This is a genomic window from Pectobacterium zantedeschiae (assembly GCF_004137795.1).
GTDB lineage: Bacteria > Pseudomonadota > Gammaproteobacteria > Enterobacterales > Enterobacteriaceae > Pectobacterium > Pectobacterium zantedeschiae.
In genome coordinates, this window is sequence record NZ_NWTM01000001.1 from 1,193,730 (window position 1) to 1,207,500 (window position 13,771).

General features: G+C 50.3%; 13 protein-coding genes, 1 tRNA gene, 2 other RNA genes and 1 riboswitch. Of the genes, 10 read left to right on the plus strand and 6 right to left on the minus strand.

Translation table 11 applies throughout. The features are described 5' to 3' along the window. The first annotated feature begins 80 nt into the window (after positions 1 to 80). From purU to CLR69_RS05360, 4 genes are all read left to right on the plus strand, one after another. Complete coding sequence (gene purU / locus CLR69_RS05345) at positions 81 to 929, plus strand: formyltetrahydrofolate deformylase (RefSeq protein WP_129707806.1); 849 nt, start codon at positions 81 to 83, stop codon at positions 927 to 929. Between the two features lie 154 nt (positions 930 to 1,083). Next, a tRNA-Tyr gene (locus tag CLR69_RS05350) sits at positions 1,084 to 1,168 on the plus strand. A gap of 43 nt (positions 1,169 to 1,211) precedes the next feature. Then, positions 1,212 to 1,341, plus strand: a non-coding RNA gene (locus tag CLR69_RS05355) — RtT sRNA. Positions 1,342 to 1,384: 43 nt separating this feature from the next. Further along, a non-coding RNA gene (locus tag CLR69_RS05360) (RtT sRNA) lies at positions 1,385 to 1,514 on the plus strand. A 46-nt stretch (positions 1,515 to 1,560) separates the two neighbouring features. Here CLR69_RS05360 and CLR69_RS05365 read toward each other — a convergent pair. Then, on the minus strand, positions 1,561 to 2,187 hold the full coding sequence (locus tag CLR69_RS05365; RefSeq protein ID WP_129707803.1) for a trimeric intracellular cation channel family protein: 627 nt from the start codon (positions 2,185 to 2,187) through the stop codon (positions 1,561 to 1,563). Between the two features lie 21 nt (positions 2,188 to 2,208). Continuing rightward, a riboswitch (glycine riboswitch) is annotated at positions 2,209 to 2,304 on the minus strand. Between the two features lie 277 nt (positions 2,305 to 2,581). Here CLR69_RS05365 and xthA point away from each other — a divergent pair. Beyond that, positions 2,582 to 3,388: an exodeoxyribonuclease III gene (gene xthA / locus CLR69_RS05370; protein WP_129707800.1), complete on the plus strand. Its 807-nt coding sequence runs from the start codon at positions 2,582 to 2,584 to the stop codon at positions 3,386 to 3,388. Positions 3,389 to 3,476: 88 nt separating this feature from the next. Here xthA and CLR69_RS05375 read toward each other — a convergent pair whose 3' ends face one another. The 3 genes from CLR69_RS05375 to CLR69_RS05385 all read right to left on the minus strand — a co-directional run bounded on the left by CLR69_RS05375 (position 3,477) and on the right by CLR69_RS05385 (position 6,337). Further along, positions 3,477 to 3,767: a YnjH family protein gene (locus CLR69_RS05375; RefSeq protein ID WP_129707797.1), complete on the minus strand. Its 291-nt coding sequence runs from the start codon at positions 3,765 to 3,767 to the stop codon at positions 3,477 to 3,479. Beyond that, positions 3,764 to 5,689, minus strand: coding sequence for a DNA topoisomerase III (locus CLR69_RS05380; RefSeq protein WP_129707794.1), 1,926 nt, complete (start codon positions 5,687 to 5,689; stop codon positions 3,764 to 3,766). Before CLR69_RS05380 ends, CLR69_RS05375 begins: the two co-directional genes overlap by 4 nt. A 96-nt stretch (positions 5,690 to 5,785) precedes the next feature. Continuing rightward, positions 5,786 to 6,337 (minus strand): NAD(P)H nitroreductase, encoded by a 552-nt coding sequence (locus CLR69_RS05385; protein WP_129711279.1) that lies wholly within the window; start codon positions 6,335 to 6,337, stop codon positions 5,786 to 5,788. A gap of 268 nt (positions 6,338 to 6,605) precedes the next feature. On the opposite strand from CLR69_RS05385, the gene sppA reads away from it, so the two are divergent. The 3 genes from sppA (at position 6,606) to pncA (ending at position 10,516) form a co-directional block, all read left to right on the plus strand. Continuing rightward, positions 6,606 to 8,456 (plus strand): signal peptide peptidase SppA, encoded by a 1,851-nt coding sequence (gene sppA, locus CLR69_RS05390; RefSeq protein WP_129711280.1) that lies wholly within the window; start codon positions 6,606 to 6,608, stop codon positions 8,454 to 8,456. Between the two features lie 373 nt (positions 8,457 to 8,829). After that, entirely contained in the window at positions 8,830 to 9,849 is a 1,020-nt protein-coding gene (gene ansA / locus CLR69_RS05395; protein WP_129711281.1) for an asparaginase, read from the plus strand. A 19-nt stretch (positions 9,850 to 9,868) separates the two neighbouring features. After that, positions 9,869 to 10,516 (plus strand): bifunctional nicotinamidase/pyrazinamidase, encoded by a 648-nt coding sequence (gene pncA, locus CLR69_RS05400; RefSeq protein ID WP_129711282.1) that lies wholly within the window; start codon positions 9,869 to 9,871, stop codon positions 10,514 to 10,516. Positions 10,517 to 10,603: 87 nt separating this feature from the next. On the opposite strand, the gene CLR69_RS05405 is transcribed toward pncA, so the two are convergent. Together CLR69_RS05405 and msrB are read right to left on the minus strand one after the other, a co-directional pair. Beyond that, positions 10,604 to 10,876: a YeaC family protein gene (locus tag CLR69_RS05405; RefSeq protein ID WP_129707779.1), complete on the minus strand. Its 273-nt coding sequence runs from the start codon at positions 10,874 to 10,876 to the stop codon at positions 10,604 to 10,606. Positions 10,877 to 11,007: 131 nt separating this feature from the next. Further along, positions 11,008 to 11,427 (minus strand): peptide-methionine (R)-S-oxide reductase MsrB, encoded by a 420-nt coding sequence (gene msrB, locus CLR69_RS05410; RefSeq protein ID WP_129711283.1) that lies wholly within the window; start codon positions 11,425 to 11,427, stop codon positions 11,008 to 11,010. A 343-nt stretch (positions 11,428 to 11,770) separates the two neighbouring features. On the opposite strand from msrB, the gene gapA reads away from it, so the two are divergent. Together gapA and CLR69_RS05420 are read left to right on the plus strand one after the other, a co-directional pair. Beyond that, entirely contained in the window at positions 11,771 to 12,766 is a 996-nt protein-coding gene (gene gapA, locus CLR69_RS05415; RefSeq protein WP_165325068.1) for a glyceraldehyde-3-phosphate dehydrogenase, read from the plus strand. A 105-nt stretch (positions 12,767 to 12,871) separates the two neighbouring features. Continuing rightward, the gene (locus tag CLR69_RS05420) at positions 12,872 to 13,741 is read left to right on the plus strand and encodes a D-hexose-6-phosphate mutarotase (protein WP_129711284.1); all 870 of its coding nucleotides are present in this window, start codon (positions 12,872 to 12,874) and stop codon (positions 13,739 to 13,741) included. Positions 13,742 to 13,771 lie beyond the last annotated feature (30 nt).

Sequence of the window (13,771 nt, forward strand, 5' to 3'; positions counted from 1 at the left end):
ACAGGCAGTCGCCCACGCGGCCTTATTGCTGCGTTACCATAAGATCGTTATTTTAGTTTTTGGACAGGATCCACACGCTCATGCAATCCCAAAATATACAAAGAAAAGTATTACGAACCATTTGTCCCGACGCAAAAGGGCTCATCGCGAAAATTACGAATATTTGTTATAAGCACGAACTGAACATCGTGCAGAACAATGAGTTTGTCGATCATCGCACTGGACGCTTTTTCATGCGGACCGAGTTGGAAGGGATTTTCAACGACACCACGCTATTAGCCGATTTAGATGGTGCACTTCCCGAAGGATCTTCTCGCGAATTAACCGCGGCAGGCCGTCGTCGTATCGTCGTTTTGGTGACAAAAGAAGCTCACTGCCTGGGCGATTTGTTGATGAAAAGCGCGTATGGCGGTCTGGATGTTGAAATCTCTGCCGTCATCGGCAACCACGATACGTTACAGACGTTGGTCGAGCGGTTTGATATTCCTTTCCATTTGGTCAGCCACGAAGGACTGACTCGCGAAGAACACGACCAACAGATGATCGCGCAGATCGATCAATACAAACCCGATTACGTCGTGCTGGCAAAATACATGCGAGTACTGACACCGGCGTTTGTTCAGCACTATCCAAACCAGGTGATCAACATCCACCATTCGTTCTTACCCGCCTTTATCGGTGCCCGACCGTATCATCAGGCATACGAACGCGGCGTGAAAATCATTGGCGCGACAGCTCACTACGTCAACGATAATCTGGATGAAGGCCCGATCATCATGCAGGACGTCATTCACGTCGACCATACGTACACGGGTGATGACATGATGCGTGCGGGCCGCGACGTTGAGAAGAATGTTCTGAGTCGTGCGCTTTACCGCGTGCTGGCGCAGCGTGTTTTTGTCTACGGTAACCGCACCATTATTCTGTAATTGGTTGATCGGACACCTTTTTGTATAAGGATGCGCCGAACGGAATAAAAAAACGACAGACGCATTTATTTTTGATATATACCGCTTTACAGGGGCGTGGCATTTGATATGATGCGCCCCGCTTGAAGCGAAAGCGTCTTGCAGCAAGGCCAGTGGTGGGGTTCCCGAGCGGCCAAAGGGAGCAGACTGTAAATCTGCCGTCACAGACTTCGAAGGTTCGAATCCTTCCCCCACCACCATTTCAAAGCAGCACCTCTGAATTACATTCCAACACTAAAGCATCAGATTCCCAGCAGGGGAAGGTGAGAACCTTCGACTAAGGTTCGACAAAACCGATACGGTTTTGAGCAACGCGCAGCGTTGACCCGCAGGGTGAGGTGCGAAGCGCCGAATTATCCTTCCCCCACCACCATTTCAAAGCAGCACTTCTGAATTATATTCCAACACTAAAGCATTAGATTCCCATAAGGGGAAGGTGAGAACCTTTGACCAAGGTTCGACAAAACCGATACGGTTTTGAGCAACGCGCAGCGTTGACCCGCAGGGTGAGGTGCGAAGCGCCGAATTATCCTTCCCCCACCGCCACTTGCACCAATAATCAGCACAATAGTATGCAATGGGGGAAATAATCTTACGCCTTCCCTTTCCAGCGGCCTGGGACATAAGAGAAGACGGGTAGCTGCCATGACCAGCGGATTGCTGCCAATCGCACAGCCAGACCGATAGAGAATGACGCCAGCAGGTTAATATCATGATTGATATTAAGCGACTTCAGACCCAGATATAAAAGTGCGACTAAAAGTGAGACACTGGCATACAGCTCTTTCTTCAACACCATTGGCGTACGGTTACAGAAAATATCACGCAATATGCCGCCGAAAATCCCGGTCACAATACCCGCCATGACCACTACAGTCGTCGAATAATTCAGCTTCAGCGCCACATTACAGCCAATAATGGTAAAAGCAATGAGCCCCATCGCATCCAGCACCAGGAAGAGGCGATGTAAATGGTGCATAAAGCGCGCAATGATAATCGTGAAAAGACCCGCACCAATGGTGAGGTAGATATAGCCGGGATGCTGCGTCCAGCCGATGGGGTAATTACCGAGGAGAATATCGCGAACGGTGCCACCGCCAAGCGCGGTAATGAAGGCAATCATGCCTACGCCAAAAATATCCATATTGCGACGTCCGGCGGCCAGCGCCCCGGACATCCCTTCTGCCGTAATCGCGATCAGATAGATGTAAGTCAGCACACAAGTTATCCTGTGAAATGTGCCACTCCCTCTGTCCGCTTTACCTGAGAGTTTACGCAGCAGAGCTGCTTGCCCCTTCGGTGGGTTGCATAGCAACCTCTCTCCAGTTGGCTTCAATGGAATTCGCAGTTAGGGTAGCCTGAGCGATTATGGGAGTTTGCGCCTTCGGCGGAGCGTTATAATACGCCCTCTCTCCTGCGAGGTGCGGAGTATAACGGTCGATAAGCCTCGTATTCAACTGAATATAAGTGAATCTTATTCTCAGCAGTTTTCATCTGCACGCACCGTTCCTAAAGTCGTCCATCTTCCCAGTCAGAAAGCACCGCGTCGCCGTGACGCCACATGCCATTTTCTGCTACCATCTGGTCACATTTTTTAGCGAATGGCAGCGAACATGAAAGTTGTATCTTTTAATATCAATGGCCTGCGGGCGCGCCCTCATCAGTTGGCCGCCATTATCGAACAACACCAGCCGGATGTGATCGGATTGCAGGAAACGAAAGTCCACGATGACATGTTTCCGTTAGAGGATGTTAGCCAGTATGGCTACCACGTTTATTATCACGGACAGAAGGGCCACTACGGCGTTGCGCTACTGTGTAAAGAGCAGCCTATTGCTGTCCGTCGCGGTTTCCCAACGGATGAAGAGGACGCGCAACGTCGGATTATCATGGCCGACTTCGCCACCGAGCACGGTACGCTTACGGTAGTAAACGGGTATTTTCCGCAGGGAGAAAGCCGCGACCATCCAGTGAAATTCCCCGCGAAGACACGCTTCTATCAAGATTTGCAAACTTATCTGGAACAACACCACAGCGCGACACAGCCGCTGATTGTGATGGGCGATGTCAATATCAGCCCTACCGATCTGGATATCGGGATCGGTGAAGAGAACCGCAAGCGCTGGCTACGCACCGGTAAATGCTCTTTCTTACCCGAAGAGCGTGAATGGATGGCGCGTTTGCAAGGTTGGGGGCTCATCGACACCTTCCGGGCAGCCAACCCAGAGAACAATGATCGTTTCTCGTGGTTTGACTATCGCTCTTCTGGATTTGATGATAACCGCGGTCTGCGTATTGATCTCATTCTCGCCAGTACCTTCCTGGCCGAACGCTGTGTCGCCACGGGTATTGATTACGATATCCGAGGAATGGAGAAACCGTCTGACCATGCGCCAATCTGGGCGGAATTTACACTTTAAAAAGAGTGTGCTGTAAAAATAACATCACCGCTGTGCGGCAAAACACAGCGGTGATTAAAATTAACAGTCATGTTTTCTTAATTCACAATTACTGCTTAATCAATTGCCATATCAGGTTGTTTGTTCCCAGCGTTTGCTTATCTCGCACACATTGCAGAATCACCCCTTCAACCTTTACCACCGCGCCTTCAGAATAATTACGGTTTTCATACACACAGCAGCGCAGGCAATTATTGTTTTGCTCACGAACCGTCGTCCCTGCTCCCCAGACTTCCGGTGGAACGGGAACAACAATATCGGTTCCGCCGCGATTAGCCTGCGCCAGCGCGGGTAGCACCAGCATCACACTGGCGAAACACAAAGACACTAACGATTTCATTGATCCTGCTCCTTCGCTTTTTTAGCCTGCGGCTTCCGCCGCTTTGCGGCACCCGACGGCGGTGCAGAAAGTCCTTTGAATGCCCTTACCGCACCGTTTTGTTTCGCTTGCTGAATCAGTTCTTGTAAGGAGTTCGTCAGCGGTTGCATAAAATCCTGATAGCGACATTTTTTCTCGCTAATCTGCGTCAACGTGGCTTCCCAATGTGCGGTCATATCAGGGTGCGCCGCGCTAGCAGGCAGTGAGTGAATTAATGCTCTCCCTGCTTCGCTCGCGTGAATATAGCGTGCTTTCTTAAACAGAAATGTCCGCTTAAACAATAACTCGATGATACCCGCACGCGTCGCTTCAGTGCCTAAACCATCGGTCGCTCGCAGGATTTTCTTTAACTCTTTATCCTGCACAAAACGTGCAATACCCGTCATCGCCGATAACAGCGTCGCATCGGTAAAAGGCCGGGGCGGCTGAGTTTGACGCTCAACAACCTCACCACGTTCACACAGTAACTCATCACCCTTTGCTACCACGGGCAATGGCATACCTTCGTCTTCTTCGTCCCGTTCTTTGCCGCCAAGCAACGTTCGCCAACCCGCCTCGGCCAAGAATCGCGCTTTGGCAATAAATTTACCGCCCGCAATATCCAATTCAATAACACATTTGCGAAACACGGCGTCCGGGCAGAACTGCATGATGTACTGTCGCGCGACTAAACCATATACCTTGCGTTCATTCTCCGTCAGCGAGGCACTGGCACTACGCGCAGTGGGAATAATCGCGTGGTGAGCATCAACCTTGCCATCGTCCCAACAACGGTTGCGCCGATCGATATCCATAACCGGCTGTGGCAAGAGGTCTGGCTGGTGTACTGAGATCGCATTCAAGACGGCATGACGTCCGGCAAAATGTTCTTCTGGCAGATAGCGGCTGTCAGAACGCGGGTACGTAATCAGTTTGTGGGTTTCATACAGTTTCTGACACACGTCCAGTACCTGCTGCGCGCTAAGCCCGAAACGCTTCGCGGCTTCAATCTGTAGCGTCGAGAGCGAATAAGGCAGCGGCGCGGTTTCAGATTCCCGCTTATCATTATAGCTGGTGACGAACGCAGGCTGACCTTCGATCCGTTTGACGACATGATCTGCTAGAGAACGGTGCAGTAAGCGCCCTTCTTCATCCTGATAAGGTTCGCATGACTCGCTGGGCTGCCAAATAGCGACGAAGCGTTCATCGGCTGGCGTCACGATATGAGCTTTAACTTCAAAGTAATCTTTGGAAACGAAATTTTCTATCTCTTCATCTCGTCGCACCACTAGCCCCAGCACTGGCGTTTGCACACGGCCAACCGACAGCACGCCGTCATAACCGGCATTACGCCCTAATATCGTATAGGCACGGGTCATGTTAATGCCATAGAGCCAATCGGCACGAGAACGTGCCAAAGCCGAAACACATAAAGGAATGAACTCTCTGTTCTCTCGCAGACGAGAAACAGCACGCTCTACCGCCTGCGGATTGAGATCGTTGATCAAGCAACGACGTACCTGCTGGCGTTTCTCTTCCGACAGGGAAAGATATTCCAGTACTTCATCGACCAGCAGCTGTCCTTCACGATCGGGGTCTCCCGCATGAATGACTTCGCTGGCATCATTCAGGAGTTTTTTTATCGCATTCAACTGCTTGCTGACAGAGGGGCGCGGTTGTAACAACCATTTTTGAGGAATGATAGGTAGGTCGGCGAGAGACCAGCGGGCGTAGCGCGCATCATAAACATCCGGCTGTGCCTGCTCCAATAAGTGCCCAACGCACCACGTCACGACATCATGTTGACCGCAGGCAATAAAGCCATCACCGCGTCGATGTGGTTTGGGTAATACGTCTGCAATCGCCCGTGCAAGACTGGGCTTTTCGGCAATAAAAAGTCGCATTATTCACCATCAAGCAGACTGGGCATTTCCCGCATAACTCGCGGGAAAGCACACTGTAAAACGGGTAGAAAATCGATATTATTCAAAAGATGACGATCAGAAGTAGTGAACAAACGCGTCAGTATCAAGCGGCGTAACCGTGGTTGATGCTTTCAGTTGCGGTGTCCCAAGATAGAGGAAACCGACAATTTCATCCTGTTCACGACAGTTGAACGCTTCACGAACCAGGGCGTTATGCGTCCAGGCACCACTGCGCCAAATGCCATTAAAGCCCTGCGCCAATGCCGCCATCTGCATCGCCTGAACCGCACAGCCTGCGGAGACAATTTGCTCCCAGAGCGGGACTTTCGGGCTGTCTTCACAATGCGCAACAACGGTGATAATCAGCGGCGCACGGTAAGGAGCCTGGCGTGCTTTATCGATGCCAGAGTCGTCCAGCCCTTCTTGCTGTGCAGCACGGGTAAGCAATGAACTAAAACGATCCAGACCCTCATTTTCGATCATAAAAAAGCGCCACGGTTGCATCGCACCATGATCCGGCGCACGCATACCGGCGTGGATAATGTTATTCAATGCGTCACCTGTCGGTGCTGGCGCGGTCAGGCGCGAGGCCGAACGACGATTCAATAGCAATTCAAGAGCATCCATCGCACATCTCCTGTCTGGCAATATAATTTCTGCGATACCACCGATTTCTCTGGAAGAAACCGTGGTACGGCAACGTTGCGCGCCACGTTAGCACAAGTAGAAGTTTTGTTACAAGATAACCCCGACAGCGCACGCTACCACGGTGATTTAATGCTGACTTTTTACTATCCGCTCATTAGGATACTATCACTCCTTGTGCTTCACCACTTGCCAGAGGGCGGGTTGAAGGACGTAGGGCACACGCTGTTTACCCGTTCATGGAGATATCATGCGCACATTGTGGCGAATTTTTAGCGGATTTTTTAAGTGGACATGGCGTCTGCTTAATTTTGTCAGAGAATTTATTCTCAATATTTTCCTTATTGCACTGATTTTAGCTGGCATTGGGATCTACTCACAGGTAAAAACAACGCCAGAAGAGGCCACGAAAGGGGCACTGCTGGTCGATCTGACGGGTGTGGTGGTTGATCAACCGACCGTCAACAATAAGCTTCGTCAATTAGGGCGAGAATTCTTCGGCGCATCGAATAACCGCCGTCAGGAAAATTCACTGTTTGATATCGTCGATACCATTCGTCAGGCAAAAGGCGACGACAATATTACCGGAATGGTACTGGATCTCAGCGATTTTACCGGTGCCGATCAGCCGTCTCTACAATATATTGGCAAGGCGCTGCGCGAATTTCGCGATAGTGGTAAACCCATTTATGCCGTTGGTGACAGCTACAACCAGTCTCAATACTATTTGGCAAGTTTCGCCAATACGGTGTCATTGACGCCACAAGGCAGTGTTGATCTGCACGGTTTCGCGACCAACAACCTCTACTTCAAATCCATGCTCGACAAGCTGAAAGTGACCACCAATATCTTCCGTGTGGGAACCTATAAATCAGCCGTTGAGCCGTATCTGCGTGACGATATGTCACCTGCTGCGCGTGATGCCGATGGCCGCTGGATCAACGCCCTGTGGCAGCAATATTTAAATACGGTTTCCGCCAATCGTCAGATTACACCTCAGCAACTTTTCCCTGGCGCAGCCAGTATTATTACGGGCTTACAAGCTGTTCAGGGTGATACCGCACGCTATGCGTTGGATAATAAGCTGGTCGATGAAGTGGCATCACGTTCTGTGACCGAACAATCGCTGGTGAAAACGTTCGGCTGGAATAGCCAGAAGAACAACTTTAATTTCATTAGCATCTACGACTATGTCGTCAAACCACCGGTGCAAAATAACAACCAGATCGCGGTTGTCTTTGCCAATGGCGCCATCATTGACGGGCCTGAAACGCCGGGAATGGTCGGTGGTGATACCACGGCGGCACAAATTCGTGCCGCACGCCTCGATCCTAAAGTCAAAGCGCTGGTGCTGCGCGTTAATAGTCCAGGCGGTAGCGTTACGGCATCGGAACTGATTCGCTCAGAACTGATGGCGCTCCGTCTGGCAGGTAAACCGATCGTGGTCTCCATGGGCGGTATGGCGGCATCGGGTGGCTATTGGATCTCAACGCCAGCGAACGCGATCATCTCCAGCGCCAGTACGTTAACAGGCTCTATCGGTATTTTCGGCGTGATTACCACGTTCGAAGATTCGCTGGAAAGCCTTGGCGTCCATACGGATGGCGTAGCCACCTCTCCGCTGGCCGATCTGTCGATCACGAAATCACTGCCACCTGAATTCTCACAGATGATGCAGTTGAGTATCGAACGCGGTTATAAGAACTTCATCGATATCGTGGCACAGGCACGTAAGAAAACTCCGGAACAAATCGATCAGATCGCGCAAGGGCACGTCTGGGTCGGTAGTGATGCGAAAGAAAATGGTCTGGTCGATCAGATTGGTGATTTTGATGATGCTGTGAAGAAAGCCGCTGAACTGGCTAAACTGGGGCAATATCAATTGAACTGGTATGCCGAACAGCCTGGCCTGCTCGATACGATGCTGAATCAGGTGAACGCTTCTGTTTACGCCCTGCTGCCCGTTGCCGTTCAGTCCATGCTGCCAGCACCGGTCGCACAGTTGGCAGAAGTTGTGCGCTCACAGCCGTCCATCATGAATAACCTGAACGACCCGCAGAACCGATACGCATTTTGTCTCAACTGCGGAGACGTCCGGTAAGATTCGTATAGGCTGTTCATATGTACCCTAAATAATTCGAGTTGCGTGACAAAACGCTAGCGTTTTGAACAACGCCAAAGCATTGACCTTTAGGGAAAGGCCCGTTTATGGGCCTTGTAACGCGGCAACCGAGCGGCTCCCCAGGAGTTTACACAAGTAAGAAACTGGGTGAGTAAGGACAAATTGGTTTAACCAATTTGACCGCCGCTGGCGGCGGACCTTCAGGGCGAGGCTCAGAGTGGGCCGAGTATTGCCAACGCACAAGCAACTTGAAGTATGTCGAGGATAGCCCGGTAATAGCCATTGCTTATGATGATATTATCGGGCTGTTTTTCCCTCTATAATTCTCGGTTTAATCCTGACTCACACCACCATGCAAAAGAAATCCATTTACGTCGCCTATACGGGTGGCACTATCGGCATGCAGCGTTCTGCCAATGGCTATGTACCGGTATCCGGCCATTTACAGCAGCAATTGGCAAAAATGCCCGAGTTCCACCGTGAAGAGATGCCTTCGTTCACGATTCATGAATATGACCCGCTGATCGATTCGTCTGACATGACGCCAGCGGATTGGCAATCCATCGCAGACGATATTCAAACTCACTACGATGATTACGACGGCTTCGTGATTCTGCATGGCACTGACACAATGGCATTCACCGCATCTGCGCTCTCGTTTATGCTGGAAAATCTTGCCAAGCCCGTTATCGTGACTGGGTCACAAATTCCGCTAGCGGAATTACGTTCGGACGGCCAAACAAATCTGCTGAACGCGCTATACGTCGCCGCTAATCATCCGATTAACGAAGTCGCCCTCTTCTTTAATAACAAACTGTTACGCGGCAACCGCACCACCAAAGCTCATGCAGATGGTTTTGATGCTTTTGCGTCCCCCAACTATCCGCCGCTGCTAGAAGCAGGTATTCATATTCGTCGGCTGGCACCTACCGTAGAATGCAGCAACTGTCCGCTACTGAAAGTCCATCACATTACGCCGCAGCCTATTGGGGTGATAACGATTTATCCCGGCATTTCTGCCGATGTCATCAGCAATTTCCTCCGGCAGCCAGTGAAGGCGCTTATCTTGCGTTCCTACGGCGTTGGTAACGCGCCGCAAAGCCCAGGTCTGCTGCACGAACTACGTGAAGCCTCCGCGCGCGGCATTGTGGTCGTCAACCTGACCCAGTGTATTTCAGGGCGTGTGAATATGGGCGGCTATGCGACAGGCAATGCGCTGGCGCATGCAGGGGTTATTAGCGGTTTTGACATGACCGTTGAGGCAGCATTGACCAAACTGCATTACTTATTGAGCCAGCAAGACTTAAGCGCCGATGAAATTCGCCATTTGATGCAGCAGAACCTGCATGGGGAATTGAGCGATAAAGATTGAGTCAATCACGGGGTAGATAATGAAAAAAGCCTTGCTATTAGTTGATCTGCAAAATGATTTTTGTCCCGGCGGTGCCTTGGCCGTTAACGAAGGTGACCGCGTCATTGCGGTTGCCAACCGTGCTATTGAAGCCTGCATGGACGCGGGTGTTACCGTGATCGCCAGTCAGGATTGGCATCCCGAAAATCACGGCTGCTTTGCTATAAATGCGAATACCAAGGTCGGAGAAATCGGCGAACTAAACGGATGGCCGCAGATCTGGTGGCCGATTCACTGCGTGCAGGGAACGACAGGCGCTGATTTTCATCCGGCGCTTAATCAGTCAGCTATTCAGTGGATCGTACAAAAAGGGACTCAGCCGGAGATCGATAGCTATAGCGCTTTTTTCGATAATGGGCATCGGGTTAAAACCGAATTGGATGACTGGCTACACGCCAATCACATCACCCATTTGACTATTCTGGGACTGGCGACAGATTATTGCGTCAAGTTCAGCGTGTGGGATGCTATTGCTCTGGGTTATCACACCGAAGTATTGGTGGACGGCTGCCGCGGCCTGAATCTTTCGCCCGATGACGGCGAATCCGCATTACGGGAGATGGCACAGCGTGGAGCAACGCTTACGGATATGGCGCAATTTCTTACCACGCTGTCGTCTATCCGCTAACCTCACTCATAGCCGAAAATAGCGGCAGCCGATTAAGGCTGCCAGCTCACAGATTGCACATCAGGTTTGAATGTAACGAGAGGACAACTAGGGTTTAAGAGTAATAATCGCATCAGAACCGTTAAACTGGCGCTTCAGCTCCTGCTTGCTCTTCATCACGATTTCGCCATTGGTGCCAATCGTCATGTGCTCAGCCTGTTCGTTATGGCGAGCCTGCCACATCATCACCATTTGCAGACAGTTTTCTTTCTGTTCTGTCGTCAATGCGACACCGTCTGGCCATTTTCCCAACTCTACCGCAGTGACTAGCCGCTGGTAGATTTCTGGCGTCATGACGTCAATCAGATCATTGAGTTCCATATCCGGTTTCTGCTCCGAGAAAGGTCAGATTTATTATTACTGGATTTCTGTTGCTGACAGCGCGCACATTAGCTGAATCGTTTAAAGCTAGATATCATCAGCCTGTCACTGGCATATCTACCGCAGACAGATTACCCGTCAACGCGTTCGCCATCAACATCGTCGATAAAGCTCAGCGAAGCTGAATTCACGCAATAGCGTTCGCCAGTGGTTTTCGGGCCATCAGGGAAAACGTGTCCCAGATGCGCATCGCACTGCCCGCAGCGGATCTCAATACGGCGCATATTGTGTGAATCATCTTCCAAATAGCGAATCGCCTCTGAGGAAACAGGCTGATCGAAGCTCGGCCAGCCACAGCCGGAATCATATTTGCTGTCAGAATAAAACAGCGGAGCCTGACAGCACAGGCAGTGATAAGCGCCAGTGCGCTTGTTATGCAGCAGTTTGCCTGAAAACGCAGGCTCCGTACCGCGTTGCTGGGTGACATAGCGCTGCATCTCTGTCAATTCAGTATTGTCGGCCGGGGTACGCGAAGCAGAGTCGTTAGTCATGGAAGTCTCACAGCGGGTGTTATTAATTCAATTAATCATTGATTATAACAAAAAATTAACAACCTGACAGACTGTTCTGACCTAATATTAGGAATGTTATTAGCATGAATATTTAATTGTGACACGCATCACATATTGAGATAACACAGGCTTTATATGATGCATTCCGCCCTCATATCAGTCTTAGATGTTACTTAGTTACAGGGTCGAGCGGTTTTCGCACAAAGTTTGGTCATAGGTTTGACTTACAGCAACTATTGACACGATTCCGCTTGACGCTCAGCAAGGTTTTTGTAATTTTACAACCAACCTTTTATTCACAAACCAATAGCTGGTGGAATATATGACTATCAAAGTAGGTATCAACGGTTTTGGCCGTATCGGCCGTATTGTTTTCCGCGCTGCACAAGAGCGTTCTGACATCGAAATCGTTGCAATCAACGACTTGTTAGACGCTGAGTACATGGCGTATATGCTGAAGTACGACTCAACTCATGGTCGTTTCAACGGCACCGTTGAAGTTAAAGATGGCCACCTGGTTGTTAACGGCAAAACCATTCGTGTTACCGCAGAGCGCGATCCTGCAAACCTGAAGTGGAACGAAGTCAACGTTGATATCGTTGCTGAAGCAACTGGCCTGTTCCTGACTGACGACACTGCACGTAAGCACATCGCTGCTGGCGCGAAGAAAGTCGTTCTGACTGGTCCATCTAAAGATGACACCCCAATGTTCGTTATGGGCGTAAACCACAAAACTTACGCTGGCCAGGACATCGTTTCTAACGCATCTTGCACCACTAACTGTCTGGCTCCGCTGGCAAAAGTTATCAACGACAACTTCGGTATCGTTGAAGCACTGATGACCACCGTTCACGCAACGACCGCAACGCAAAAAACCGTTGATGGCCCGTCTCACAAAGACTGGCGCGGCGGCCGCGGTGCAGCACAGAACATCATCCCATCTTCTACCGGTGCTGCTAAAGCAGTAGGTAAAGTTATCCCTGAGCTGAACGGCAAACTGACTGGTATGGCGTTCCGCGTTCCTACCCCTAACGTTTCTGTTGTTGACCTGACTGCTCGTCTGGAAAAACCAGCTTCTTACAAAGAAGTTTGTGCAGCAATTAAAGCCGCTGCTGAAGGCGAACTGAAAGGCGTTCTGGGCTACACCGAAGATGACGTTGTTTCTACCGATTTCAACGGTGAAAAACTGACTTCTGTGTTCGATGCCAAAGCGGGTATCGCACTGAACGACAACTTTGTGAAACTGGTTTCCTGGTACGACAACGAAACAGGTTACTCAAACAAGGTTCTGGATCTGATCGCTCACATTTCTAAATAAGCGTCAGCGATGATTCTGTGAAAAAAGGGCGACGTAATGTCGCCCTTTTTTATTGTTTATTGCAGATTTCTTTTACAACGAAAAACAATCAAAAAAGGCACTATCATGCATAACACAATTTTCTCACTCCCCGTCACTAAACAAATTAGCGCAACTCTCAGCCAGCGTCAGTTGGATCAATTACCCATCATCGTTGTTGATCATCCTGAAGTTCGTGCAGCCGTAGCATTACAAGGGGCACACCTGCTCAGTTGGCAGCCGACAAACGAAGAGCCCGTTCTCTGGCTAAGCGACAATACACCTTTTGCTCATCACGTTGCTATTCGCGGCGGTGTACCTATCTGTTTCCCTTGGTTTGGCCCCTTCGCTGAACCTAACCATGGTTTTGCCCGCCTGCTGCCGTGGGAATTTACCGCCCACAGCGAAGATGAGCACGGCGTACAGCTCACGTTCACACTGCGCGATAATGAAGAAACGCGTAAAAGTTGGCCGCATGAGTTCACACTCATCGCCCGCTTCAAGTTGGGCAAGGAATGCGGTATTGAGTTGGAAGCGCATGGCGATTACAGCATTACCAGTGCACTACACACCTATTTCAATATCGGCGACATCAGCGATATTCGCATTGCCGGTCTGGGTGAGTCATTTATTGATAAGGTGGATCAGGGCAAACTGGCAACGCAGCAAGGCGATCTGGTCTTTACCGATCGTACAGATCGTATCTATACCCAGCCGCAGGATACCAGCGTGGTACATGACGCAGCCCTGAAACGTACTATTGAAGTTCACCATACGCACCATAGTGATGTCGTATCATGGAACCCCGGTGCAGAGCTTTCTCGTACGATCGGCGATATGCCAGATGAGGGATATAAAACATTCGTGTGCGTGGAAACAGCGCGAATTAATCAACCGTTTGTAGCGTCCGCTAAAGCGCCGGCTCGTCTGACAACGGTTATCCGCCTCAAGAAATAACCACAGCTATACCATGTATGGCGAACATCG

Excerpts from the sequence above, each read along its gene's own strand:
- purU (WP_129707806.1), top strand. The coding sequence starts at position 81 with ATGCAATCCCAAAATATACAAAGAAAAGTATTACGAACCATTTGTCCC.
- xthA (WP_129707800.1), top strand. The coding sequence starts at position 2,582 with ATGAAAGTTGTATCTTTTAATATCAATGGCCTGCGGGCGCGCCCTCAT.
- CLR69_RS05375 (WP_129707797.1), bottom strand. The coding sequence starts at position 3,767 with ATGAAATCGTTAGTGTCTTTGTGTTTCGCCAGTGTGATGCTGGTGCTA.
- CLR69_RS05380 (WP_129707794.1), bottom strand. The coding sequence starts at position 5,689 with ATGCGACTTTTTATTGCCGAAAAGCCCAGTCTTGCACGGGCGATTGCA.
- CLR69_RS05385 (WP_129711279.1), bottom strand. The coding sequence starts at position 6,337 with ATGGATGCTCTTGAATTGCTATTGAATCGTCGTTCGGCCTCGCGCCTG.
- sppA (WP_129711280.1), top strand. The coding sequence starts at position 6,606 with ATGCGCACATTGTGGCGAATTTTTAGCGGATTTTTTAAGTGGACATGG.
- ansA (WP_129711281.1), top strand. The coding sequence starts at position 8,830 with ATGCAAAAGAAATCCATTTACGTCGCCTATACGGGTGGCACTATCGGC.
- pncA (WP_129711282.1), top strand. The coding sequence starts at position 9,869 with ATGAAAAAAGCCTTGCTATTAGTTGATCTGCAAAATGATTTTTGTCCC.
- CLR69_RS05405 (WP_129707779.1), bottom strand. The coding sequence starts at position 10,876 with ATGGAACTCAATGATCTGATTGACGTCATGACGCCAGAAATCTACCAG.
- msrB (WP_129711283.1), bottom strand. The coding sequence starts at position 11,427 with ATGACTAACGACTCTGCTTCGCGTACCCCGGCCGACAATACTGAATTG.
- gapA (WP_165325068.1), top strand. The coding sequence starts at position 11,771 with ATGACTATCAAAGTAGGTATCAACGGTTTTGGCCGTATCGGCCGTATT.
- CLR69_RS05420 (WP_129711284.1), top strand. The coding sequence starts at position 12,872 with ATGCATAACACAATTTTCTCACTCCCCGTCACTAAACAAATTAGCGCA.